The following is a 23,215-nucleotide window of genomic DNA, read 5'->3' as shown; positions in this document are numbered from 1 at the left end:
CTGCTCAACTTTGTCTCAGGGACACATTCCGCACGACCCCGAGTCGGTCACTGCGTAAAGGAGGCCGTCGTGAGACGAGTGCGCCCTGGGACGGCGTCCCGCAGTGCCGGTGGGGCCTCGTCCCGTGCGGCCGGTGAGGAGCGCGCCTTGACGAGCGTCGCGGCCGGCGACCGCTACGAGGAGCCCAAGGACCTGCCTCGCCTGTGGCACGTCACCCTCAGCGTCTCCGGGCAGGAGGCCCCGCTGAAGGAGGTGCGGCGCGCCCTCGAACAGCTGGCCCACGACCACCCCTTTCTGCTGACCAGCAGGTACGCCAACGACCACGCCGAGATCCGCTACTGGGAAGAGGCCCGCGACCTGCACGACGCGGCCGCCGTCGCCCTGCGCCTGTGGGGCGAGCACCGGCAGACCGCGGGCCTGCCGCCCTGGGAGATCGTCGGCCTGGAGGTCATCGACCGCGAGACCTATCACCAGCGGATCGCCGAGGGTTACGGACCGGCACCGGCGACTCCGGTCGGTATCCACCCCTACTGAGCGCCCGGGGGGGTCTGTCTCGGGGTGTGAAATGAGCGCTGGACCGCCGTCGCGGGCGCACTACCCTTCTTTGCATGACCTCGCTCTCGCCGTTTGACTCCATGACCCCGGTCACCCAGGCCGCCTACCGCGCCAAGGCCGCCGCCGCCGACCTCGCCCCGCTGCCCCGGGCCGAGAAGGACGACGCGCTGCTCGCCATCGCGGACGCCCTGGAGGTCCGGACGAGTGAGATCGTCGAGGCCAATGCCAGGGACATCGCCAAGGCCCGCGAGGCCGGCACCAGCGAGGCGATCATCGACCGGCTGACCTTGACGCCGGAGCGGGTGCGGACCATCGCCTCCGACGTGCGGGACGTCGTCGCGCTGCCCGACCCGGTCGGCGAGGTCGTTCGCGGCTCCACCCTCCCCAACGGCATCGACCTGCGCCAGGTCCGCGTTCCGCTGGGCGTCGTCGGGATCATCTACGAGGCCCGTCCGAACGTCACCGTGGACGCCGCCGCCCTCTGCCTGAAGTCCGGCAACGCCGTGCTGCTGCGCGGCTCGGCCTCGGCGTACGAGTCGAACAGCGCGCTCGTCCGGGTGATCCGCGACGCCGTGGGCGGGGCCGGGCTGCCCGCCGACGCCGTGCAGCTGGTACCCGGTGAGAGCCGTGAGAGCGTGCGCGAGCTGATGCGGGCCCGCGGCCTGGTCGACGTGCTGATCCCGCGCGGCGGCGCCTCGCTGATCCAGACCGTCGTCTCCGAGTCGATCGTCCCCGTGATCGAGACCGGCACCGGCAACTGCCACGTCTACGTCGACGCCCACGCCGACCTCGACATGGCGATCGAGATCCTGATCAACTCCAAGGCCCAGCGCGTCAGCGTCTGCAACGCCGCCGAGACCCTCCTCGTCCACCAGGACATCGCCCCCGAGTTCCTGCCGCGCGCCCTGGACGCCCTCGCGGAGGCCGGCGTGACCGTGCACGCGGACGAAAGGGTGATGGCGTACGCCAAGGACTCCAAGGCCACCGTCGTCGAGGCCACGGCGGAGGACTGGGAGACGGAGTACCTGTCGTACGACATCGCCGCGGCCGTCGTGGACTCGCTGGACAAGGCCGTCGAGCACATCCGGCTGTGGACCTCCGGCCACACCGAGGCCATCGTCACCACCTCGCAGCAGGCCGCCCGTCGCTTCACCCAGCTGGTCGACTCCACGACCGTCGCGGTGAACGCCTCCACCCGCTTCACCGACGGCGGCCAGTTCGGCTTCGGCGCCGAGATCGGCATCTCCACGCAGAAGCTGCACGCCCGCGGCCCGATGGGACTGCCGGAGCTGACCAGCACGAAGTACATCGTCACCGGGGACGGGCACGTACGGCGCTGAGCCGCGCCGCCTCTCGCGCGAGCGGACGGGGCGCCTCCAAGGGCATCGGGGGCGCCAGGCGCGCGGTCAGGGCATATGCGTCCGACACGCGCCCCTCACTGCATCCGTGCCCCTGGGCCCTGGCCCACAAGAGGCGTCTCACAGGGCAGATGAATCTCCATACCGTCTGCCCAAATTGACCCCCCAGGACTACTCTGGATCCCGTGCCGGAGGACGTGGGGGGCACGCCGTTCCCTGACGGCTGGGAGCCCGACGACGACCACGACCGCGGGGTGTCGGACGAAGAGTTCGCCTCCGTGGTCTTCGACGAGGCCTTCGTACAGGCGGCCGTGGTGCACGAGCCGACCGCCGTCGAGCGCCTCCTGGCCGCCGCCCAGGCGAGAGCGGAGGCCTCCGAGGCGGAAGCGCGCCGGGCCCACGGCCGGGGCGAGCGGTACGACGAGGGGTACGGCCCCGACGACCGCGCCGGTTTCGGCCATGATCCCGAGCTGGACGATCTGGACGACACGGACATCCTCGAAGGCCGTTACGGCGCCCCGGGCACGTACGGCAAGCAGGTCCGCTGGCATCGTCCCGTCGCCTGGGTGCTCGCCGTCGTGATGGGCATCGGCATGGTCGCGCTCGCTTTCGCGGCGGTCTACCGCGGCGCCTCCTCCAGCAGCCGGGAGCAGGTCCCGCCACCCGCCTCCACCGGGCTGGAACAGGGCAGCGGAGCCGCCCCCTCCGTCTCCGCCGAGTACTCCCCGCCGGCCGTCCCGGCGACCCCGCGCACGCCCTGAACGGGCCTGATCGGGGGCCTGAGCCTTGCTGAGCGCAGCGTGACCATCCTGGTGAGAACCTGTCAGAACTTGTCGTGTACCAGGGCGTTTACCGGGGCTTCCGGCGACCTACCCTGAAGGTATGGGAGGGCCTGGAGACCCACCCGAGGGGGCACCCGAGGGCGGCCCCGGAGGTGGAGAGGACGAGTACCGATCCGTCGTGTTCGACGAATCGTTCGTGCGTGCTGCCCGCCTCCAGGAGTTCTCCGCGCAGGAGCGCCTGAGCGACCACGCGCCCGCCGTACGCCGCCGTCCACCGTTGCGCCGGGGACTGTCCCGGCAAGCACTGATCCTCGTCCTGTTGATCGCCGTGGCCTTCGGTACGGCGATCTACATGGGTGTACGGCATCCCTACCAGAGCCCCGCCGGCTCCGGGCCGCTCGCCGAGCCCCTGCGGATGACCGTCATCCCGCTCGCCCCGGAGGGCGAGGTGCCCGGGGCGACCGACCCCGACCAGCTGTACGCGCACAGCCCCGCCGCGCAGTACCGGATCGGCGCGGAGGGCATACCGCTGCCGGCCGCGCGGCGTACCGCGCACTTCTCGGACAGCCAGGTGACGACTGCGCTGAGCATCGCGAAGGACTACATCGTGCGGTCCGCGCTGTATCCGGAGGTGCTCACCGGGGACCAGGTCCGGCCGGTCCGGGTGCTGCTCGACCCCGATCAACTGGACCAGTTCGACCAGAGCTTCAGGCAGCCGGCCGCGGACGGGCGGCATGCGCCGACCGGGTGGCTGGTTCGCTTCGACCCCACTCAGGCGAAGCTGGCCGATCGCGGAATCCGGGTCCAGGGCACGCTCCAGGCCGCAGAGACCGACTCCTCCACCCTTGAGGTCACCGGGGACCACACGTTCGTATACGCCCTGCGGGCGGTGAAGGCCGGTGCCGGCGAGAAGGCGACCGAGACATCGCTGTTCACGGTGCGGCGGGAGCTGCACTTCCGCTTCGACCGCGAGGACCTGCGCCTGCACCAGGCCCAGCTGGTCGTCTCCTACGTCCAGGCGGGCCCCCTGTCCTGCGCCGAGGACTCCACGAACCGGCTGCACCCCCTGCTGGCGGGCCAGACCGCGAAGGAAGGCGGCCCGGCGGGCACGGACCCCTACGCCACGGGCGGGGCGACGGCACTGTGCGGCTCACTGGCGACGGGCGCCCAGCCGAAGGTGTGAGCCGGGTGGGTGAGCCTGGTGTGCGAGTCGGGTGGGTGAGTCTGCTGGGTGAGCCTGGTGTGCGAGTCGGTCGGGGGAGGGGGAGCCGGGCGGGTGTCTCACGCCCCCGCCACGCCACGCCCCTCCCGCACCGTGCAGTCAGCTGTCGGTCAGCTTTCGGTGCCGCCCTCGCCGCCGCCCTCGTCCGTGGTGTCGCGCCTCGGCTGCTCCTTGGCCGCCGGACCGCCGAAGCCCCGGCGTACCCGGCTTCCCAGATCGCCCGCCCCGCCGGCGATGTCCGTGACCAGCTTCATCAGGGGGTCCTTGGAGGACTTCACGTGATTGGCGTAATGGGACGCCGACTCGCGGAAGGAGTCGGTGACGGAGGTGTCCTTGTCCTCCGAGCGGCGCGGGTAGTGGCCGTCCATGATCCGCTGGTAGTCCCGGGACTCGGCCCACTTCTTCAGCTCGGCCGCGCGGACCGTGGTGAAGGGGTGCGAACGGGGCAGTACGTTCAGGATCTTCAGGACCGAGTCGCGCAGGTCGCCGCCCGCCTCGTACTCCTCGGCCTGCTTCAGGAACGCGTCCACGTTCATCTGGTGCAGATGGTGGCCGCCCGCCAGCTTCATCAGGCCGCGCATCGAGGACTGGAGGTCCTGGCCGACGAGAAGCCCGGCGCGGTCGGCCGAGAGCTCCGACTTGCGGAACCACTCCCGCAGCGCCGTCACGATCGCCATGATCGCGAGGTTGCCCAGCGGGATCCAGGCGACCCGGACGGCCAGACTGGTCAGGAACAGCAGGATCGTGCGGTACACCGAGTGGCCGGAGAGGGCGTGGCCCACCTCATGGCCGACCACCGCCCGCATCTCCTCCTCGTCGAGCAGCTCCACCAGCCCCGTCGTGACCACGATGATCGGCTCGTCCAGGCCGATGCACATCGCGTTCGGCACCGGGTCCTGGTTGACGTACATCGGCGGGACCTTCTCCAGGTCCAGGATGTAACAGGCGTCCCGCAGCATGTCGTTGAGGTGCGCGAACTGCTGGTCCGACACCCGGACCGAGTCGGACAGGAACAGCAGCCTGAGGCTGCGCTCGGGCAGCAGACCGCTCAGCGCCTTGAAGACCGTGTCGAAGCCGCTGAGCTTGCGCAGGGCCACCAGCGCCGAGCGGTCGGCCGGGTGCTCGTACGCACGCGAGGAGATCCCCGGGAAACGCCTGCGCTGCCTGCTCGGTACGTTCTCCTGCCCGCTGTGCTCATGGCCGTCGGACATGTCTTCCCCCAAGTGCGTGTGGATGGCTCTCTGCCGACCTTTGCGGAGCCTTGTTCCGCCCTTTGCGCCCCCGAAGCAGAGCCCAGCCTAGGCGGAGTTACCGTGGACGGGCACTACAGCGAAGGAGTTCCGCCGTCATGGAGCACAACCCCGCAGCCGACTGGCTCACCGAGGCCGCGAAGGCCGCCGAGCAGCAAGGGCCGGGGAATCTGCTCCGGGTCGTACTGATCGTGATGGTCGTGGGCTGTGTGCTGACCGCGTGGTTCCTGTTGCGGGGCTACAGGCGGAAGGACGACTGAGCCCCCGGGAAGGTTCCCCACCGGTTCTCGGCGGTGCCCCAACGGTGGAGTCGGCGTGATCGCCGTCATGGCGCCCGCTTACGATGAGCCGACATCTTTATCCCGCCCACACCGATAGGTCACGCCGAAGATGAGCTTCCACAGCGCAGCTGCCCAGTTGGTCACCCTCGCCGCCGAGGGCGAGGAACACGGCGGCAACCACAACAGCATCAGCCCCCTGGCCACCGGTGGCGGCGCGTTCATCATCCTGCTGCTCCTGCTGTGGATCACCACCCGCTTCAACCGCGACCGCTGAGTCCCGGCCGGTCCCCTCGCTCCGCCCGGACGGCCGTCGGCCGGAGCTCTCAGGCGGGGCCGGTAGGGTCTGCACGCATGGGAGAGCAGGACATGCCTACCGGCCCCGGAAACGGCCAGACGAACTCCGGCAAGCGCCGCATCGGCGTCATGGGCGGAACGTTCGACCCGATCCACCACGGCCACCTCGTCGCGGCCAGCGAGGTCGCCGCGCGGTATCACCTGGACGAGGTCGTGTTCGTGCCGACCGGCCAGCCGTGGCAGAAGAGCCACCGGCATGTCTCCCCGGCCGAGGACCGCTATCTGATGACGGTCATCGCCACCGCCGAGAACCCGCAGTTCTCCGTCAGCCGCATCGACATCGACCGCGGCGGCCCGACGTACACCGTGGACACGCTGCGCGACCTGCGCGCGCTCAACCCCGACACGGACCTCTTCTTCATCACCGGCGCCGACGCCCTCGCCCAGATCCTGACCTGGCGGGACTCGGAGGAGCTGTTCTCCCTGGCGCACTTCATCGGGGTCACCCGGCCCGGCCACCACCTCAACGATCCCGGGCTCCCGGAAGGCGGCGTCTCGTTGGTCGAGGTTCCCGCTCTGGCCATCTCGTCCACCGATTGCCGCGCGAGAGTCGCGAAGGGAGATCCCATCTGGTATCTGGTGCCCGACGGAGTCGTGCGCTACATCGACAAACGTGAGCTGTACCGCGGCGAGTGAGGCGAGTGAGCCGAGAGGGGCTACCGGTGAACGACCGATACGACGCGGGGGCGGCAGGACACGGATCCGACCAGTACGAACTGGTCGGATACGACGAGTACGGGCAGCCTGTGTACCGACAGGTACAGCAGCAGCCGCCCCAGCAGCAGTACGACCCCTACGCACAGCAGGGCTACGGCTACGACCCGTACGCGACCGGCCGGCAGCAGCCGGTCCCGCCGTACGACCCCTACGGCAGCGGTGACACCGGCCGGCAGCCGCCCACGCCCTCCTACGACGGGTACGGCACCGGCACGCACCAGCAGCAGGGCGGCGCCCACTCGCCGTCGTACGACCCGTACGGCCGTACCGCCACCAGCGGTCAGCAGCACCGCGTGGCCGAGCAGACCGCCTACATCCCGCAGCAGGCCGGGCCGGTCGAGGAACCCCTGACCCAGGACCGCGCGGGGCGCGATTACCACACCGAGCAGTTCGCCTTCGTCGAGGAGCCCGACCAGGACTCCGAGGACGTCATCGACTGGCTGAAGTTCACCGAGAACCGCACCGAGCGCCGCGAGGAGGCCCGGCGACGGGCACGCGCGCGTGTGATCGCTCTCGTGGTCGTGCTGTCCCTCGTCGCGGCCGGCGGCGTCGGCTACCTCTGGTATGCCGGGAAGCTGCCCGGACTGTCGGCGTCGGACGAGAAGACCGGCACCGACACGGCCGTGGGCGCCCAGCAGCGCGACGTGATCGTCGTACACCTGCACAACACCAAGAAGGGCGGCACCTCCACGGCGCTGCTCGTCGACAACACCACCACCAAGCAGGGCACGACCGTCCTGCTGCCCAACTCCCTCGCCATGTCCAGTGACGACGGCACCACGACCACCCTCGCCAAGTCGGTCGACGACGACGGCTCCTCCGGCACGCGCGACGCGATCGACACCGTCCTCGGCACCGAGATCCAGGGCACCTGGCGGCTGGACACCCCGTATCTGCAGAACCTCGTCGACCTGGTCGGCAACATCGAGGTCGACACCGACACCGACGTGCCCGACCCGGACGCCAAGTCCAAGGGCACCGCCCCCCTCGTCCGCAAGGGCAAGGCCCAGACCCTCAGCGGCAAGACGGCCGTCGCCTACGCCACCTACCAGGCCTCCGGCGAGGGTCAGAGCGCCCAGCTGCAGCGGTTCGGGCAGGTCATGCAGGCCGTGCTGCGCAAGATGACGTCGGACGCCCAGGGCGCGACCACCACCGTGCAGACGCTCGGCATGATCATCGAGCCGCCGCTGACCGACAAGGACCTCGGCGCCTTCCTCGCCAAGCTCGCCGACCTCGCCAAGGGAGGCGACTACAAGACGGCCCTGCTGCCGGTCCAGACCGACGGCACGCTCAGCGCCCAGGCGAGCGCCAGTGTCGTCAAGGAGGTCCTCGGCGGCACCGCCAAGAGCCCCGACAAGGGCGCCGCCGTCCGGGTGTCCGTCCGCAACGCCAGCGGCGTCAAGGACAACTCCGGCAAGGCCCGCGTGGTCCTGCTGAACGGCGGCTTCACCTTCCTGGAGGGCGGCACGGCGTCCGCCGCGGCCACCTCGAAGGTCCTGTACGCCGACGCCGCCGACAAGGACAACGCCACCGAGGTCGCCAAGACCCTGGGCCTGTCCGCAGGTGCGGTCACCAAGGGTGACGTGTCCGGGAACGCCGATGTCCAGGTGGTCCTGGGACAGGACTACAAACCCTCGTCCTGACAGCCGCAGCCCGTACATAACCGCAGGCCACCCCATGTGAGCCGGTAATCACGTGGGGTGCTGTCACTGGTCCGTGAGACCCTTGAGGTCGAGTGAAGTCCAGTGTCCGCCGATCGAAAGCCTTGTAGTGACCGCTACCGACCGTTCCCATGAGCTCGTCAACACCGCCGCCCAGGCGGCCGCCGACAAGCTCGCGCACGACATCATCGCCTACGACGTCAGCGACGTCCTGTCGATCACGGACGCCTTCCTGCTGGCCTCCGCGCCCAACGACCGCCAGGTCAAGTCGATCGTCGACGAGATCGAGGAGCGGCTCCTCAAGGAGCTCGGCGCCAAGCCGGTGCGCCGCGAGGGCGACCGCGAGGCCCGCTGGGTGCTGCTCGACTACGTCGACATCGTCGTGCACGTCCAGCACAGCGAGGAGCGTGTCTTCTACGCCCTGGAGCGGCTGTGGAAGGACTGCCCCGAGCTGGAGCTGCCCGACGACGCCAAGGCCACCCGCGGCAAGGCCGCGGAGCACGCCGAGCTCCAGGCCGCCGAGGAGGCCGCCGAGCTGGGTGGTGAGTGGCGATGAGCACCGCCGGCGACGTGCTCGCGGGCAAGGCCGGCCGGGGCCGCCGCGTCATCCTGTGGCGGCACGGCCAGACCTCCTGGAACGTGGAGCGCCGCTTCCAGGGCACCACCGACGTCGCGCTCACCGAGGCGGGCATCTCCCAGGCCCGCCGTGCCGCCCGGCTGCTCGTCAGCCTCAAGCCCGACGCGATCATCGCCTCCGACCTCCAGCGCGCCGCCGCCACGGCCGCCGAGCTGGCCGGGCTCACCGGCCTGGAGGTGACCCGCGACGAGGGCCTGCGCGAGACCTACGCGGGCGTCTGGCAGGGCCTGACGCACGAGGAGATCATCGCCCGGTTCGGCGAGGAGTACGCCGCGTGGAAGCGCGGTGAGCCGGTGCGCCGCGGTGGCGGCGAGCTGGAGACCGAGGTCGCCGACCGCGCCGCGCCCATCGTGCTCCGGCACGCCGAGAAGCTCCCCGACGACGGCACGCTCGTCGTGGTCAGCCACGGTGGCACGATCCGTACGACCATCGGCCGCCTCCTCGGCCTGGAGCCCCGCTACTGGGAGAGCCTCGGCGGCCTCTCCAACTGCTGCTGGTCCGTCCTTGGCGAGGGTGCCCGCGGCTGGCGTCTGCTGGAGCACAACGCCGGCACCCTGCCGGAACCGGTGCTGGGCGACGACGACTGACGCCGACCCGGATTTCACTTTCTGGCAGGTCGCAGGCTAAAGTTCTTCTTGTTCGCCCCGCTGAGCGGGGAGGAACTAGGGGCTATAGCTCAGTTGGTAGAGCGCCTGCATGGCATGCAGGAGGTCAGGAGTTCAATTCTCCTTAGCTCCACAGTGAGACAACAAGATCCCGCCGATCGCTTCGATCGGCGGGATCTTCTGGTATACGCCAAAGTGTTCGGGTCCGACTTGAGTCGCTCGGGCCTCGCGGGCGTATACCTCTCAGGAGGCGCTCTGGGGTGCGTGTTCGCACGGTTCGTACGGCAGCGGAGGCTGCCGTGTCCGGACTGGTACTGAGGCGTCGCTGACCGTATTGGTCCGGCCGTGGCAGAATCAAACGGCCGGAAGGGGGCGCGGCCCGACGGGAGGGAGTGGTGATGCCTGCGAGCATCTTCGAAGAGGTCGGTCGCCTCTTCGAAGCAGCGTTGACACGGGATACGATCACCCGCCTCAGCTGCCCTTCCTGCGGATCCGTCCATGTCGCCCAGCTTCTCGGGGACAACGGCGGAATTTCCTACGTGTGCACGGCCTGCGGCCACATCTGGAGCTGATCGATGGGTGCACACAGGCGAAAGTGCGACTGGTGCGGCAGCGGTACGCCGATCGTCCGTGACATGGAACCGGTGAACCCCGACTACCAGTACTGGTGCGAGGAATGCGCGCGGGCGCTGATCATAAAAGGCGACCCGATCGAGACGTACCGTGAACTTGAGGGCGAACCGATCTACGGCCGCCTCCTCGAAGAACACTGCACACTCAAGCGTTTCTATTCCTTCGTCACGGCTTGACGCGCGCCGGGGTTCCTGAGGGAGACCCCGGCGATCACCAGGAACAGGCAGCCCGCCGTCCCGTAGAGGGCTGACGGCGGCAACTCTGCGCCGTTCTGATGCAGTTCGTGCCGCAGCCAGGGGCCGCCGGAGCCGTGCCGGCGCCGGCCCAGCGCTCACCTGGGCGCCGTGACAGATCCCACAGGACCGGTGCCGCGACCCACCACACGCTCTCCACGCGTGCGTGCCCGACCGGCCGCAGGGACAGCCGTACGAACACCACGAGCAGCACCAGGTTCCCGGCCGTTCCCAGGATGCGCATCGTCGCCGTGTCGAGGAGTGTCAGCGGAGTGAACGGCAGGGCCGCGAACGGCGGGTAGGTGGTGGGCAGTCGGGCGGCCGTCGTCCGCAGCGCGTACAGGTCGCCTCCCGTCCGCACGGTCGCGCCCTCGGCCCGGTAGGCCATCGGGTCGATCAGCGACACGTGGGCGGCCCGCTGCGCCGCCCAGAACGCGGTGAACGAGACCAGGCACACTCCCAGCGAGACCGGCACTCGGCGGTGGATTCCGGAGGGCACGATCGCGGTCACAGAACCCGACATTAGTGGGCGTAATGGAGCAGAACGGAAACGATTTGGTGCTGCACCTGGTCGACCGGTAATGTTGGCGTCGCCGCCGGGGAAACCGGGCGGACCAAAGCAAGGGGCTATAGCTCAGTTGGTAGAGCGCCTGCATGGCATGCAGGAGGTCAGGAGTTCAATTCTCCTTAGCTCCACAGCAAGATCCCGCCGGGTCGAATCGATCCGGCGGGATCTTTTCGTTTGCGGACACCACTGGTTTCAGGGGTGGTTGGGGATCAGCGGTCGGGAAGCGAACGAGGGGGCCGTCCGGGTGGACGGCCCCTCCACGCGTGCGTGCCGGGGCTCAGCGGCCCAGGGCGCGCCTGCCGCGGCCCTGGGAGAGGACCGGCAGGTTGCTGCGGGACGAGTCCTGCGCGCGGGTGTCCTCCTCGATGCGCAGGGCGAGGGCCGGGCAACGGCGCACCGCGCGCAGGGCCTTGGCCTCGGCGTAGCGCGGGACCTTCGCCTGGGCGACCGTCGGGAAGCCGTCGGCGCCGAGCTGGAAGACCTCCGGGAGGATGTCGGCGCACAGGCCGTGGCCGCGGCACAGTGTCCAGTCGACGTAGATCTTCTGGCGGCTGGGGCCGTTCTCCTCCGACTCGGCGCCGCCCGGGATGCCCGACGGGGCCCTGCCGCCCTCGAAGAGCGGCAGGACGCCCTCCACGGGCCGTCCGCAGCCGTTGCCGAGGACGTGTGCCGCGAGGTCGTCGGTGAACGCCTTGATGGTCGACTCCAGGAACATCGCCGAGCCGTCCGGGTGCGAGCACGCGCCGCGCCGCTTCACGTTCTTGGCGACCTGCTTGAGGGCCTCCAGGGCGGCCGGGCCGCCGCCGTTGAGGATGTCCTCCATGCCGCGCGCGGCGGCCGGCAGGCCGAGGTAGCAGGGGCCGCACTGGCCCGCGCTCTCCTCGGCCAGCCACTGCGCCACCCGCAGCGACTCGCCCAGCGGGCAGGTCTCCTGAGTGATCGGCAGGATCGCGCCGGCGCCGAGCGCGCCGCCCACCGCGTCCAGGGAGTTGCGCGAGACGATCGCCTCGTTGACCGTCGCCGCGTCGATCCACTTGCCGTGGTAGCCGCCGGTCAGCACGCCCTGCGGCACCGGCGGGGCACCGGCCAGCTGCAGGACGTAGCGCAGCGGCACGCCGGTGGGCACCTCGATGACCATCGGGCGGGCGACCGCGCCGGAGACCGTGAGCATGACGGTGCCCGGCTCGTCGTACAGGCCGGTGTTGCCGTAGCGCTCCGGGCCGATGCGGGCGGCGATGGCCAGCTGGGCGAACGTCTCGGCGTTGGACAGCAGGGTCGGGGCGCCGCCGACGCCGTTCTGCGAGGCGCTGACCTTGCGGCCGGGCGGGATCGCCGGCCCGCCGTCGATCGAGCGGATCACGGAGGCGGCGGCGCCGGTGACCATGCGCACCGGATTGCGCTGGACGAACGCGCGTAGCGCGGAGCGGCGGGTGTTGCTGAGACCGCGTTCGGCGAGGGCGGCCTCCATGGAGCGCTGGGTCGATTCCCGGGTGACCGCCACCACGAGCGTGCGGGCACCCAGGGCCTCGGCGCACAGCAGCGCGCCGTCCAGGATGAGATGCGGGGCACGGTTGATCATCACCGTGTCCTTGCGGCAGGCCGGCTCGTCCTCACTGCCGTTGACCACGACGACCGGCCGTACGCCGCGCTTGATCGCGGCCTCGGCGACCGAGCGCAGCTTCTTGTGGAAGGGGAAGCCCGCGCCGCCGCGGCCCTTCAGGTTGATGTTCTCGGCGAGCTTCGCGAGTTGCTCGCCGCCCATCGGTTCGAGCGGCCCGTGCACTTTCAGATGCATGGGCAGATCAAGTCTTTCGACAAGGTCGAAGCCCGACGTGAGCTGAGGAAGACCGACCACGCGGACCTCGGGTACGTCGGGCAGGGCCTCGTTCACTTAAAGCCTCCGGAAGGCGTGTTCCAAGGTTCGCCCGAACCCGGTGCGTCGAAGTCGTAGGACGCACCGGGGAATGTTTCAGTGGCGGGACCGCTGTTGTTGTACGTGTCGTTCTGGTTGTACGTACCGAAGACGGCGTTTGTCTCAGCGGTGTCGTACACATCACTGGAGCCGTAGCCCGCAGCGCCGGAGTTGTAGCCCTGGGTGCCCGCGTCGCCGTAGACGGGGATGTTGTATCCCGTGTCGTTGAGCGGGTCGTAGGCCGACGGGGGTGCCTCGCCGACCGGCGGTGGGGAGGGGATGGGCCAGTTGCCGGTGCTGCTGCTGCCGCCGCCGTCGACGCGCGGGATGGCCTCGGTCGGCTGCATGTCCAGGGGCAGGTCCATACGGGAGGTCTGGTCGGCGTACGGCTGCTGCTGCCCGCGGGAGCGGGGGGAGACGGCGCGGTAGGCGGCGGCGAAACCGCCGGTGGACTCGGCGGCCGAGGGGGCCTGGGAGGGCATGCCGGGCAGGGGGCCGGTCCGCTCCTCGCGGGCCGGCCGGTCAGCGCGCGAGCCACGCGCCGGGCGCTGGGACTCGTAGCCGGGCAGGGAGGACCCGGACGCCGCCCGGGCGCGGCTCTCCTCCAGGTCCTCGCGGGCGCCCGGCTCGTTGCCGATGATCTGGGCGAGCCGGTCGGCGACCTTGCGCTTGACCGGGCGCGGGGAGGCGCGCAGCGCGAGGGCCGCGGCGACGGCGACGACACAGAGTTCGTAGCTGACCATGAAGAACGTCTTCGCCGGGCGGCCGGCGAACAGGCCGTGGATCAGGGCCGCGCACCAGGCCGGGTAGGCCAGCATGTGCATCGCGCGCCAGCGGGCGGCGACCGGCGCGGGGGAGGCGAACTGGTTGCGCAGGGCGCCGGTGACTCCGACGAAGATCATGAGAAGGGCGGCCAGGGAGCCCAGGCCGATGAGGAACGCGCTGCCCGGGATCTCGCTGCCCCCGGCGAACACCAGGCTGAAGGGGATCAGCGCGGCGATCGGGGTGGCGTGGTCCAGGGCCAGCTTGACGCCGATGTGCACCAGGAGGAACGCGATCGAGCCCACGGCCGTCACCCGGTGGATGCCCTGCGCGATGATCCGCTGGCGGGTGTTGAGGATCATCCGGTCCTGGGCGACGAGGCCCCAGATCACCGAGCAGGTGAGGCAGACGAGCGACAGGACGCCGGCACCGAAGTTGAGGAACTCCTGGAGCCAGGTGCCGCCGAGCAGCACGACCAGGGGTATGAGCAGCAGAAGAGCAGCGGTCGCTATCCCGTAGGCCGACCGGCCCGGTTTGGGGAGCGAACTGTTACTACGACGAGGGTTCATGGGGGCAACTCCGAGCGGTTCGGGAAGGCGGTCCCGTTGCCGCACTCTAAGTGGCTCCATACCGAGGGGTACGGCGTTTGAGTTATTGCGTTGTTATCTACGGGCGGCGAGAGGCGGGCGATGTCCCTTAGCGACTGTTACGCCAGGTAACAATTGAACGCTGTTCAGCTTTTCGAGGTCTTCACAACTCTCAGGTACGGAACAGGGGGCGCAGTTGTTCATGCGTGAGCCCCTTGTGGGTCCTGTCATGCGCCCCGCCGGAAGTCCGTCGCGACCCGCTCCGGCGCTGCGGTACCCTGACGCCATGCGTGCCGTACGCCTTCTGCTTAGCGGGCCGCGCTGATCAGTCCCGACCACCGGGCGAATCGGATGGTCGGAATCGGCGCGGCGTCCCCTCCTGTGCGAGGGGATTTTTCGTTTCCAGAGAACCGCAGCCGCTGGCAGAGACGATCGATGGAGCTTTGAGGATCATGAGCGAGACGAACCCCGCTGCCGCCGCCGAGGCAGCAGCGCCGCACCGCTACACGGCGGCCATGGCCGCCGACATCGAGGCACGCTGGCAGGACTTCTGGGACGCCGAGGGCACGTACGCCGCGCCCAACCCGAAGGGTGACCTGGCGGGCGCCCCCGCGGTCGTCGCCCGGCCCAAGAAGTTCATCATGGACATGTTCCCGTACCCCTCCGGTGCGGGCCTGCACGTCGGCCACCCCCTGGGTTACATCGCCACCGACGTCTTCGCGCGCTTCCAGCGCATGACCGGGCACAACGTCCTGCACACCCTGGGCTTCGACGCCTTCGGCCTGCCCGCCGAGCAGTACGCCGTGCAGACCGGCACGCACCCGCGTGTCTCCACCGAGGCCAACATGGAGAACATGAAGGCCCAGCTGCGCCGGCTGGGCCTGGGCCACGACAAGCGCCGGTCGTTCGCCACGATCGACCCGGACTACTACAAGTGGACCCAGTGGATCTTCCTGCAGATCTTCAACTCCTGGTACGACGACGAGGCGAAGAAGGCCCGCCCGATCTCCGAACTGGTCGCCGAGTTCGAGTCCGGTGAGCGCGCGGTGCCCGGGGCGGACGGCGGCACACGCGCGTGGAGCGAGCTGAACGCCGCCGAGCGCGCCGACGTCCTGGGCGGATACCGCCTGGCCTACGCCTCCGACGCGCCGGTCAACTGGTGCCCCGGCCTGGGCACCGTGCTGGCCAACGAGGAGGTCACCGCCGAGGGCCGTTCCGAGCGCGGCAACTTCCCGGTCTTCAAGGCCAAGCTGCGCCAGTGGAACATGCGGATCACCGCGTACGCCGACCGGCTGCTGGACGACCTGAACGAGCTGGACTGGCCCGAGGCCATCAAGCTGCAGCAGCGCAACTGGATCGGCCGCTCCGAGGGCGCCCGCGTCGACTTCCCGATCGACGGCGAGCGCATCACCGTGTTCACCACGCGCCCCGACACCCTGTTCGGCGCGAGCTACATGGTGCTGGCGCCCGAGCACCCGCTGGTCGACAAGTTCACCCCGGACGCCTGGCCCGAGGGCACCCACGACGTGTGGACCGGCGGTCACGCGACCCCGGCCGAGGCCGTCGCCGCCTACCGCGCGCAGGCCGCCTCCAAGTCCGACGTCGAGCGCCAGGCCGAGGCCAAGGACAAGACCGGCGTCTTCATCGGCTCGTACGCCACCAACCCGGTCAACGGCGAGCAGGTCCCCGTCTTCATCGCCGACTACGTCCTGATGGGCTACGGCACCGGCGCGATCATGGCCGTACCCTGCGGCGACCAGCGTGACTTCGAGTTCGCGCGCGCCTTCGAGCTGCCGATCCACTGCATCGTCGAGCCGACCGACGGCCGGGGCACGGACACCTCGACCTGGGAGGACGCCTTCGGGTCGTACGACGCGAAGATCATCAACTCCACCGCCGAGGGCATCTCCCTGGACGGCCTGGGCGTCGCCGAGGCCAAGGCGCGCATCACCGAATGGCTGGAGCGGTCCGGCGTCGGCGAGGGCACGGTCAACTTCCGGCTGCGCGACTGGCTGTTCAGCCGTCAGCGCTACTGGGGCGAGCCCTTCCCGATCGTCTACGACGAGGACGGCATCGCCCACGCCCTGCCCGAGTCGATGCTGCCGCTGGAGCTGCCCGAGGTCGAGGACTACAGCCCGCGCACCTTCGACCCGGACGACGCCGACACCGAGCCCGAGACGCCGCTGTCGCGCAACGAGGACTGGGTCAACGTCACGCTGGACCTGGGCGACGGCCCGAAGCGGTACCGGCGCGAGACCAACACCATGCCCAACTGGGCCGGTTCCTGCTGGTACGAGCTGCGCTACCTGGACCCGCACAACAGCGAGCAGCTGGTCGACCCCGAGGTCGAGCAGTACTGGATGGGCCCGCGCGAGGGCCAGCCGCACGGCGGCGTCGACCTGTACGTCGGCGGCGCCGAGCACGCCGTGCTGCACCTGCTGTACGCGCGCTTCTGGTCCAAGGTCCTGTTCGACCTGGGGCACGTCTCCTCGGCGGAGCCGTTCCACAAACTGTTCAACCAGGGCATGATCCAGGCCTACGTCTACCGCGACAGCCGTGGCATCGCGGTGCCGGCCGCCGAGGTGGAGGAGCGCGACGGCGCCTACTACTACCAGGGCGAGAAGGTCTCCCGGCTGCTGGGCAAGATGGGCAAGTCCCTGAAGAACGCGGTCACTCCGGACGAGATCTGTGCCGAGTACGGCGCCGACACGCTGCGGCTGTACGAGATGGCGATGGGCCCGCTGGACGTCTCCCGGCCGTGGGACACGCGCGCGGTGGTCGGCCAGTTCCGGCTGCTGCAGCGGCTGTGGCGCAACGTCGTCGACGAGACGACCGGTGCCGTGACGGTCGCGGACGCCGAGCCCGACGAGGACACGCTGCGTGCCCTGCACAAGGCGATCGACGGCGTGCGCGGGGACCTGGAGGGCATGCGGTTCAACACCGCGATCGCCAAGGTCACCGAGCTGAACAACCACCTGACCAAGGCGGGCGGCGCCGTGCCGCGCCCGGTCGCCGAGGCCCTGGTGCTGATGGTGGCGCCGCTGGCCCCGCACATCGCCGAGGAGCTGTGGCGCAAGCTGGGCCACACCGATTCGGTCGTCCACCAGGACTTCCCGGTCGCCGACCCGGCCTACGTCGTCGACGAGACCGTGACCTGCGTCGTGCAGATCAAGGGCAAGGTCAAGGCCCGCCTGGAGGTCTCCCCGTCCATCTCCGAGGACGAGCTGGAGAAGGTCGCGCTGGCCGACGAGAAGGTCGTGGCGGCGCTGGACGGGGCCGGGATCCGGAAGGTGATCGTGCGGGCGCCGAAGCTGGTGAACATCGTTCCGGCGTAGGTTCTCCCGGCTCGGGGTGATCCCCTACGGGCAGGTTCGGGGTTCCTCTGGAACTCCGGGCCTGCCTGCTGCGTTTACCGTTGAAGAGTAGATGTGGCGTGATGTGGCGCGGCGTGATGTTGCGTGCGCCGCGGCCGGCCGGAGGAGGAGCTCGTGGAAGCAGTGATCGCAGTCGTCGCCCTGCTTTTTGTGCTCTTCGTCGTGCTCGGTGCGTACGCCACGGTGAAGGTGGTCGGCGCCGCCAAGCGCCGGGTGGACGAGACGATCACCCACGCCCGGCGCACGGTCGAGGACCACACCCTGCGGGCCAAGTCCTTCGCCCAGCCCGGCGCGGCCGGCGAGCTCGCCCAGCTGCGGCTGAAGCTGCGCACCTCCATGCGGGCCACCCAGGACGCACTGGAAGTGGACGCCGACCACGACGAGTCCCTCAAGGAGTCCCTCGGCCTCTTCCACCGCCTCAGCGCGCACGGGCACGAACTGGACGCCGAACTGCGGCGCCTGGAGTCCGAGCCGGACCGCAGCAAGCTCGCCGCACGCCTGCCCGACCTGCGCGAACGCACCGAGCGCATCGTCGAGTCGGCGGACTCACTGCGCTGGGCGGCTCGCGACCGGGCCCGCCGCTTCGCGGACGACGACCTGGACACCCTCAGCGCGCAGATCGACGTGGAGACCGGCGCCTTGCGGCACTGGCAGACGACGGAGCCTTCGGCGGCCGACTCGTCGAAGACGGGCTCGTCGACGGCTGATTCACCGGTGACGACGGGATCTTCGGCGTCCTCGGCGTCCTCGGCGGCGAAATCCTCGGAGCCGAGGCAGTCGTCGGAAGGCCCGTCGGCGACGCCACCGCCCTGGCCGGAGGCCCCCGTCCCCGAAGCCGCCGCGACGGCCGAGCAGACCTGGCCGGACAGCCCTCAGCGGCAGCGGGCCGAGGAGCCCACGCGGCCCGCCATCAACCCGCCGGGACCTCGGCCAACGTATCCCTGGCAGAAGAAACCCCGTCCCGAGAGCACGACTTGAGGCCGCGCGACCACGAGCCGCTCCGGTCAAGGCTTGACCGGCTGAGCGGGGTCGGGCTGCCGCACGCGCGCTACGCCAGGTAACCTCCAGCTCATGTCCCGCCATGTCGCGATCGTCACCGATTCAACGGCCTACCTGCCGCCGCGGACGATGGAGCGCCACGGCATCACCGCGGTGCCCCTGACCGTGGTCCTCGGCGATCAGGCGCTGGACGAGGGCACCGAGATCTCGACCCGTTCCCTCGCCCAGGCGTTGCAGAAGCGACGCCCTGTGACCACCTCGCGCCCCAGCCCGCAGGTCTTCGCGGAGCACTACCGCAGGGTCGCCGAGTCCGGCGCCACCGGCATCGTCTCCCTGCACCTGTCCGCCGAGCTCTCCGGCACCTACGACGCGGCGGTTCTGGCAGCGCGCGAGGCGCCGGTGCCGGTGCGGGTGGTGGACACCGGGATGGTCGCCATGGCGCTCGGGTTCTGCGCGCTGGCCGCGGCCGAGGCGGCAGAGACGGGCGGCACGGTGGACGACGCCGTGACCGCCGCGGAGAAGCGGGCCGGGGCCACGGCCGCCTACTTCTACGTAGACACCCTCGACTATCTGCGCCGCGGTGGCCGTATCGGGGCCGCGCAGGCCCTGTTGGGCTCCGCGCTCGCGGTGAAGCCACTGCTGCAGCTGGAGGGCGGCCGGATCGGGCCGCTGGAGAAGGTACGGACGGCCTCCAAGGCGATCGCCCGCCTGGAGGAGATCGCGGCCGACCGGGCGGGCAGCGCGCAGGTCGACATCGCGGTGCACCATCTCGCCGCCCCCGACCGGGCGTCGGCGCTGGCGGACCGGTTGCGGGCCCGGGTGCCGGGGCTGGCCGATCTGCATGTGAGTGAGGTGGGGGCCGTGATCGGGGCGCACACCGGGCCAGGGCTGTTGGGGGTTGTGGTTTCGCCGCGCTGAAGGCCGGGCTGGGGGGCGTGCTCGCCGTGGTGTCGGGCCGCCTCGGTGGTCGGTCACTCGTGTGGGTGGCGGAGTTATCCACAACTGGGTGGTAATCCCCGGGAATTGAGCAAGATCATCGCGGGTGCGCCGAGGTGTCCGATGCTCGTCGCATGGCACTTCGATCACGTACACGTACCCGCCCTGTGAGGGCGACCAGTGGCCCTGGCCGGGGTCCCCACTCCGACGTCCGGGTCCGGCAGCGACGACACATGCCTGCCCGGGGCCGGGCACGGCACAGGCATACGTCGGCGGAGGAGTTGTGGCGCCGGGCGGAGGTGATTTTCGCCGAACGGGCCGGGGAGTGGGGAGAGTCGGAGGCGGAGGAGGAGTCTGCTCGGCGTGCCGGCGTCAGGGGATCGGAAGAGGATCCGAGGGGCACGCCGGGCGGTGCTGAGGCGGTGGCCGCCGACTCCGGTGATTCCGAGGTTCGTGCCCCGGGTGCCGGTGACTGGCGGACGCGGGTCGGACCGGCGCTGCGGGAGCGGATGCCGGTGTGGTTGCAGGCGAGGTGTGGGCTGGAGCGGCGGAGCGTGGTCGCGCTCACCGTGGTGCTCGTCCTTGCCGCCGGGTTCGCCGTGCAGCACTTCTGGGCCGGGCGGGCACAGTCCGTGCGGGCGCCCGAGGTGGTGCGGGCCGCGGCCTCGTACGGGGGAGGGGAGCCGGGGGAGGAGACCGGGGAGGGTAGGTCGGCGGCCGGTGCTCCGGGTGCCGCGGGCACGGCCGCGCCCGAGATCGTCGTGGACGTCGGCGGCAAGGTGCGCGAGCCGGGGATCCATCGCCTCCCGGCGGGCTCACGTGTCGCGGACGCACTGCGCGCCGCCGGTGGAGTGCGCCCAGGCACCGACACCGACAGCCTCAACCGGGCCCGGTTCCTGGTGGACGGCGAGCAGGTGATCGTCGGCGCTCCGGGGGCCGTTCCCGGGGCAGCGCCCGGAGCGGGCTCGGGCACGGGTTCGAGCGGTGCGGCGGCCGGTGCCGCACCCGCCGGGCCGGTCCCCCTCAACACGGCCACCGTCGACCAGCTGGACACTCTCCCGGGTGTCGGCCCGGTGCTGGCCCAGCACATCATCGACTACCGCACCCAGCACGGCGGCTTCCGCTCGGTGGACGAGTTGCGGGAGGTCAACGGCATCGGCGACCGTCGTTTCGCCGATCTGCGGAATCTCGTACGGCCATGAGCCACGACCTGCGCACCGCCGATCCCACGGCGGACCCCGTGCCCTCCCGCGCCGCCGTGCACGCCGCGTCCGGAAGCCGGCTCGGCGCGTCCCATCCCCGACAGGAAGGGCCGACGGACCTTCGGCTGGTCCCTCCTGCCCTCGCCGCGTGGGCGACGGCGGCGCTGGCGCTGGACGCCCCGTCGGCGTGGGTGACCGGGGCGGCGGTCGTATGCCTGGTCGCCGCAGGTGTCCTGCTGTTGCTGCGGCGAGGTGGGGCCGGCAGAACGCCCGCGCGACTCACCTGGCCGACCTGGTCGCGTGTCTCCGTCGCCACCGTGCTGCTGTGTGTCGCAGCGGCCGCCGTCTCCGCAGGGCTGCACGGAGCCGATCTACGACGCGGGCCGGTGCCGGGGCTGGCGCGGGAGTACGCCACCGTGACCGCCGAGGTCGAGATCACCTCGGATCCCCGGCTCACCAAGGCCCGGGTCCGAGGGAATCACATGGCAGCGCCGTCCGTGCTGTTCAACGCGGACGTGCGGCGCGTGGAGAAGGCGGACGGCGCGGTGGTGGTGACACGGGCGCCGGTGTTGGTGATCGTCGACGCGGCGCCGAGGTCCGCTGCGTCGGGCAAGGGACCGCCGACGGGATCTGCCAGTCTCCGTTCGCCTTGGCTGAGGCTCCTCCCCTCCACACACCTGCGCGTGAGCGCACACCTCGCTCCCGCCCTGACCGACGGGGACCGGATCGCCGCCGTGCTGCGGGTGCGGGGCCAGGCGGTGCCAGAGGCGGTGGGGAAGCCGTCGGCGGCGCAGCGGCTGGCCGGGCGGCTGCGGGCCGGGCTGAGGAAGGCGACGGACGGGCTGCCCGCGGATGCGAGGGCGCTGCTGCCGGGGCTGGTCGTGGGCGACACCTCGCGGATCACCCCGGAACTGGACGAGGCGTTCAAGGAGACCGACCTCGCGCACACGCTCGCCGTCTCCGGCAGCAACCTCACGATCATCCTCGCCCTGCTCGTCGGCCCGCCCGGCCTGGCCCAGCGGGTCGAGCGCCGTGGCCTCGCGCCCCGTCTGGGCATCTCCCTGCGGACGACCGCGCTGCTCGGCGGAGGGCTCACCCTCGCGTTCGTCGTGGTCTGCCGGCCCGACCCGAGCGTGCTGCGGGCCGCGGCCTGCGGGGCCGTCGCGCTGCTGGCCCTGGCGACCGGACGCCGTAGATCGCTGATCCCGGCGCTGGCGACGGCCGTACTGCTGCTGGTGCTGTACGACCCATGGCTGGCCCGCAGTTACGGCTTCCTGCTCTCCGTCCTGGCCACGGGCGCCCTGCTCACCCTCGCGCCCCGCTGGAGCGTGGCGCTGCGAAAGCGCGGGGTGCCGCCGAGGCCGGCCGAGGCGCTGGCGGCCGCGGCGGCAGCGCAGGCGCTGTGCGCGCCGGTCGTGGCGGTGCTGTCGGCCAGGGTGAGCCTGGTCGCGGTGCCGTGCAATCTGCTCGCGGAGTTCGCGATCGCACCGGCCACCGTGCTGGGATTCGCGGCGCTGGCGACGGCACCGCTCGCGATGCCGGTGGCCAAGGTTCTGGCCTGGTGCGCGAGTTGGCCGACCGGATGGATCGCGGATGTCGCCCGAACGGGCGCCGCGCTGCCCGGAGCGGGGGTGGACTGGCCCGGCAGCTGGACGGGGGCGGCGCTGCTCGCCCTCGCCACGGTGGCCGTGCTGTGCGCGGGCCGACGGCTGTTGCGGCACCCCTGGTGGTGCGGTGCCTGCGGGGCGCTGCTTGTGCTGGTGGTCGTGCAGCCGCCGCCGCTGACCAGGGTGGTCACGGGGTGGCCGCCGCCCGGGTGGCGGTTCGCGATGTGCGACGTGGGGCAGGGCGACGCGACGGTGCTCGCGGCGGGCGAGGGGACGGGCGTGGTCGTGGACGCCGGACCCGATCCGACGTTGGTCGACCGGTGCCTGCGCACCCTCGGCATCACGAGGATCCCGCTCGTCGTGATCACCCACTACCACGCCGATCACGTGGCGGGCCTGCCCGGCGTGCTGCGCGGGCGTGAGGTGGGCGCGATCGAGGCGACGGGGCATGAAGAGCCCGAGGACCAGGTGGAGTTCGTACGGAGGGAGGCGGCGGCCCGGCGCATTCCCGTGACGCGGGCCGCCGCCGGGGAGGAGCGGCGCACCGGGGCGCTCAGCTGGCAGGTGCTGTGGCCCCCGGCGCACCCGGCGCTGGCCCCGGACGGCCCGGACGGCCCCAACGACGCCAGCGTCACCATGCTCGTCCGGTCGGCCGGGCTGCGGCTCCTGCTGCTCGGGGATCTCGAACCTCCCGCGCAGCGGGCCCTGTTGAGATCGCCGGCCGGGGCACTGCTGGGCGGGGTGGATGTGCTCAAGGTCGCTCACCACGGCTCGGCCTACCAGGACCCGGAGCTCATACGCAGGGCTGCTCCGCGACTCGCGCTGATCAGTTGTGGTGCGGACAACCCGTACGGCCACCCGGCTCCCAGCACCGTGGCGGCGCTGCGGGCGCAGGGCGCGGTGGTGCTGCGGACGGACGAGGACGGGGCCCTGGCGGTGGCGGGTGCGGGCGCCGAGCTGCGGGTGGCGGGAGACTGAGG

At 71.0% G+C, this 23,215-nt stretch carries 20 protein-coding genes and 2 tRNA genes; 18 read left to right on the top strand and 4 right to left on the bottom strand.

What is annotated here, in order from left to right; genetic code table 11:
- Nucleotides 1–78: 78 nt before the first annotated feature.
- The 4 genes from POF73_RS04825 to POF73_RS04810 all read left to right on the top strand — a co-directional run bounded on the left by POF73_RS04825 (nt 79) and on the right by POF73_RS04810 (nt 3,878).
- Nucleotides 79–534 (top strand): hypothetical protein, encoded by a 456-nt coding sequence (locus tag POF73_RS04825; protein ID WP_272113201.1) that lies wholly within the window; start codon nt 79–81, stop codon nt 532–534.
- Nucleotides 535–608: 74 nt separating this feature from the next.
- Complete coding sequence (locus POF73_RS04820) at nt 609–1,895, top strand: glutamate-5-semialdehyde dehydrogenase (RefSeq protein WP_272113175.1); 1,287 nt, start codon at nt 609–611, stop codon at nt 1,893–1,895.
- Nucleotides 1,896–2,098: 203 nt separating this feature from the next.
- Nucleotides 2,099–2,674 carry an SCO2584 family spore wall biosynthesis protein gene (locus POF73_RS04815; protein WP_272113174.1) on the top strand — a complete coding sequence of 192 codons (576 nt, stop codon included), beginning with the start codon at nt 2,099–2,101 and terminating at the stop codon, nt 2,672–2,674.
- Nucleotides 2,675–2,795: 121 nt separating this feature from the next.
- Nucleotides 2,796–3,878, top strand: a complete 1,083-nt coding sequence (locus POF73_RS04810) for an SCO2583 family membrane protein (RefSeq protein ID WP_272113173.1) — start codon at nt 2,796–2,798, stop codon at nt 3,876–3,878.
- A gap of 149 nt (nt 3,879–4,027) precedes the next feature.
- On the opposite strand, the gene POF73_RS04805 is transcribed toward POF73_RS04810, so the two are convergent.
- Nucleotides 4,028–5,128, bottom strand: a complete 1,101-nt coding sequence (locus tag POF73_RS04805) for a M48 family metallopeptidase (protein ID WP_272113172.1) — start codon at nt 5,126–5,128, stop codon at nt 4,028–4,030.
- A 137-nt stretch (nt 5,129–5,265) separates the two neighbouring features.
- On the opposite strand from POF73_RS04805, the gene POF73_RS04800 reads away from it, so the two are divergent.
- From POF73_RS04800 to POF73_RS04765, 8 genes are all read left to right on the top strand, one after another.
- Complete coding sequence (locus POF73_RS04800) at nt 5,266–5,427, top strand: hypothetical protein (protein ID WP_272113171.1); 162 nt, start codon at nt 5,266–5,268, stop codon at nt 5,425–5,427.
- Between the two features lie 130 nt (nt 5,428–5,557).
- The gene (locus POF73_RS04795) at nt 5,558–5,722 is read left to right on the top strand and encodes a hypothetical protein (protein ID WP_272113170.1); all 165 of its coding nucleotides are present in this window, start codon (nt 5,558–5,560) and stop codon (nt 5,720–5,722) included.
- A 77-nt stretch (nt 5,723–5,799) separates the two neighbouring features.
- Complete coding sequence (nadD, locus tag POF73_RS04790; RefSeq protein ID WP_272113169.1) at nt 5,800–6,438, top strand: nicotinate-nucleotide adenylyltransferase; 639 nt, start codon at nt 5,800–5,802, stop codon at nt 6,436–6,438.
- A gap of 26 nt (nt 6,439–6,464) precedes the next feature.
- On the top strand, nt 6,465–8,162 hold the full coding sequence (locus POF73_RS04785) for an LCP family protein (protein WP_272113168.1): 1,698 nt from the start codon (nt 6,465–6,467) through the stop codon (nt 8,160–8,162).
- 127 nt (nt 8,163–8,289) lie between these two features.
- On the top strand, nt 8,290–8,736 hold the full coding sequence (rsfS, locus tag POF73_RS04780; RefSeq protein ID WP_272113167.1) for a ribosome silencing factor: 447 nt from the start codon (nt 8,290–8,292) through the stop codon (nt 8,734–8,736).
- Complete coding sequence (locus POF73_RS04775) at nt 8,733–9,404, top strand: histidine phosphatase family protein (RefSeq protein ID WP_272113166.1); 672 nt, start codon at nt 8,733–8,735, stop codon at nt 9,402–9,404. The genes rsfS and POF73_RS04775 overlap by 4 nt, the downstream gene beginning before the upstream one ends.
- Before the next feature lie 78 nt (nt 9,405–9,482).
- Nucleotides 9,483–9,555: transfer RNA gene (locus POF73_RS04770), tRNA-Ala, on the top strand.
- Nucleotides 9,556–9,997: 442 nt separating this feature from the next.
- Nucleotides 9,998–10,231, top strand: coding sequence for a hypothetical protein (locus POF73_RS04765; RefSeq protein WP_003976229.1), 234 nt, complete (start codon nt 9,998–10,000; stop codon nt 10,229–10,231).
- Nucleotides 10,232–10,265: 34 nt separating this feature from the next.
- Here POF73_RS04765 and POF73_RS04760 read toward each other — a convergent pair whose 3' ends face one another.
- Nucleotides 10,266–10,799, bottom strand: coding sequence for a glycosyltransferase 87 family protein (locus POF73_RS04760; RefSeq protein ID WP_443049417.1), 534 nt, complete (start codon nt 10,797–10,799; stop codon nt 10,266–10,268).
- A gap of 112 nt (nt 10,800–10,911) precedes the next feature.
- On the opposite strand from POF73_RS04760, the gene POF73_RS04755 reads away from it, so the two are divergent.
- Nucleotides 10,912–10,984 (top strand) — tRNA-Ala (locus POF73_RS04755).
- Between the two features lie 149 nt (nt 10,985–11,133).
- Here POF73_RS04755 and POF73_RS04750 read toward each other — a convergent pair.
- Nucleotides 11,134–12,747: an NADH-quinone oxidoreductase subunit NuoF family protein gene (locus POF73_RS04750; RefSeq protein WP_272113165.1), complete on the bottom strand. Its 1,614-nt coding sequence runs from the start codon at nt 12,745–12,747 to the stop codon at nt 11,134–11,136.
- A complete protein-coding gene (locus POF73_RS04745; RefSeq protein WP_272113163.1) occupies nt 12,744–14,099 on the bottom strand; it encodes a cytochrome b/b6 domain-containing protein in 1,356 nt (451 codons plus the stop codon). The genes POF73_RS04750 and POF73_RS04745 overlap by 4 nt, the downstream gene beginning before the upstream one ends.
- A gap of 470 nt (nt 14,100–14,569) precedes the next feature.
- On the opposite strand from POF73_RS04745, the gene leuS reads away from it, so the two are divergent.
- The 5 genes from leuS (at nt 14,570) to POF73_RS04720 (ending at nt 23,213) form a co-directional block, all read left to right on the top strand.
- Nucleotides 14,570–17,452, top strand: coding sequence for a leucine--tRNA ligase (gene leuS, locus POF73_RS04740; protein ID WP_272113162.1), 2,883 nt, complete (start codon nt 14,570–14,572; stop codon nt 17,450–17,452).
- 153 nt (nt 17,453–17,605) lie between these two features.
- Entirely contained in the window at nt 17,606–18,469 is an 864-nt protein-coding gene (locus POF73_RS04735) for a hypothetical protein (protein ID WP_272113161.1), read from the top strand.
- 93 nt (nt 18,470–18,562) lie between these two features.
- Entirely contained in the window at nt 18,563–19,408 is an 846-nt protein-coding gene (locus tag POF73_RS04730) for a DegV family protein (protein WP_272113160.1), read from the top strand.
- 152 nt (nt 19,409–19,560) lie between these two features.
- Nucleotides 19,561–20,628, top strand: coding sequence for a ComEA family DNA-binding protein (locus tag POF73_RS04725; protein WP_272113159.1), 1,068 nt, complete (start codon nt 19,561–19,563; stop codon nt 20,626–20,628).
- On the top strand, nt 20,625–23,213 hold the full coding sequence (locus POF73_RS04720; RefSeq protein ID WP_272113158.1) for a ComEC/Rec2 family competence protein: 2,589 nt from the start codon (nt 20,625–20,627) through the stop codon (nt 23,211–23,213). Before POF73_RS04725 ends, POF73_RS04720 begins: the two co-directional genes overlap by 4 nt.
- Nucleotides 23,214–23,215 lie beyond the last annotated feature (2 nt).

It is taken from the genome of Streptomyces sp. HD, from assembly GCF_028369295.1.
In the GTDB taxonomy this organism is placed as follows: Bacteria; Actinomycetota; Actinomycetes; order Streptomycetales; family Streptomycetaceae; genus Streptomyces.
Note: the sequence above shows the minus strand (reverse complement) of the source record. Positions and strands in the feature narration are given on the sequence as shown.

Coding starts and splice junctions, on each gene's coding strand:
- POF73_RS04730 (WP_272113160.1), top strand. CDS start 18,563: ATGTCCCGCCATGTCGCGATCGTCACCGATTCAACGGCCTACCTGCCG.
- POF73_RS04775 (WP_272113166.1), top strand. CDS start 8,733: ATGAGCACCGCCGGCGACGTGCTCGCGGGCAAGGCCGGCCGGGGCCGC.
- POF73_RS04745 (WP_272113163.1), bottom strand. CDS start 14,099: ATGAACCCTCGTCGTAGTAACAGTTCGCTCCCCAAACCGGGCCGGTCG.
- POF73_RS04720 (WP_272113158.1), top strand. CDS start 20,625: ATGAGCCACGACCTGCGCACCGCCGATCCCACGGCGGACCCCGTGCCC.
- nadD (WP_272113169.1), top strand. CDS start 5,800: ATGGGAGAGCAGGACATGCCTACCGGCCCCGGAAACGGCCAGACGAAC.
- POF73_RS04765 (WP_003976229.1), top strand. CDS start 9,998: ATGGGTGCACACAGGCGAAAGTGCGACTGGTGCGGCAGCGGTACGCCG.
- POF73_RS04810 (WP_272113173.1), top strand. CDS start 2,796: ATGGGAGGGCCTGGAGACCCACCCGAGGGGGCACCCGAGGGCGGCCCC.
- leuS (WP_272113162.1), top strand. CDS start 14,570: ATGAGCGAGACGAACCCCGCTGCCGCCGCCGAGGCAGCAGCGCCGCAC.
- POF73_RS04805 (WP_272113172.1), bottom strand. CDS start 5,128: ATGTCCGACGGCCATGAGCACAGCGGGCAGGAGAACGTACCGAGCAGG.
- POF73_RS04800 (WP_272113171.1), top strand. CDS start 5,266: ATGGAGCACAACCCCGCAGCCGACTGGCTCACCGAGGCCGCGAAGGCC.
- POF73_RS04725 (WP_272113159.1), top strand. CDS start 19,561: ATGGCACTTCGATCACGTACACGTACCCGCCCTGTGAGGGCGACCAGT.
- POF73_RS04820 (WP_272113175.1), top strand. CDS start 609: ATGACCTCGCTCTCGCCGTTTGACTCCATGACCCCGGTCACCCAGGCC.
- POF73_RS04795 (WP_272113170.1), top strand. CDS start 5,558: ATGAGCTTCCACAGCGCAGCTGCCCAGTTGGTCACCCTCGCCGCCGAG.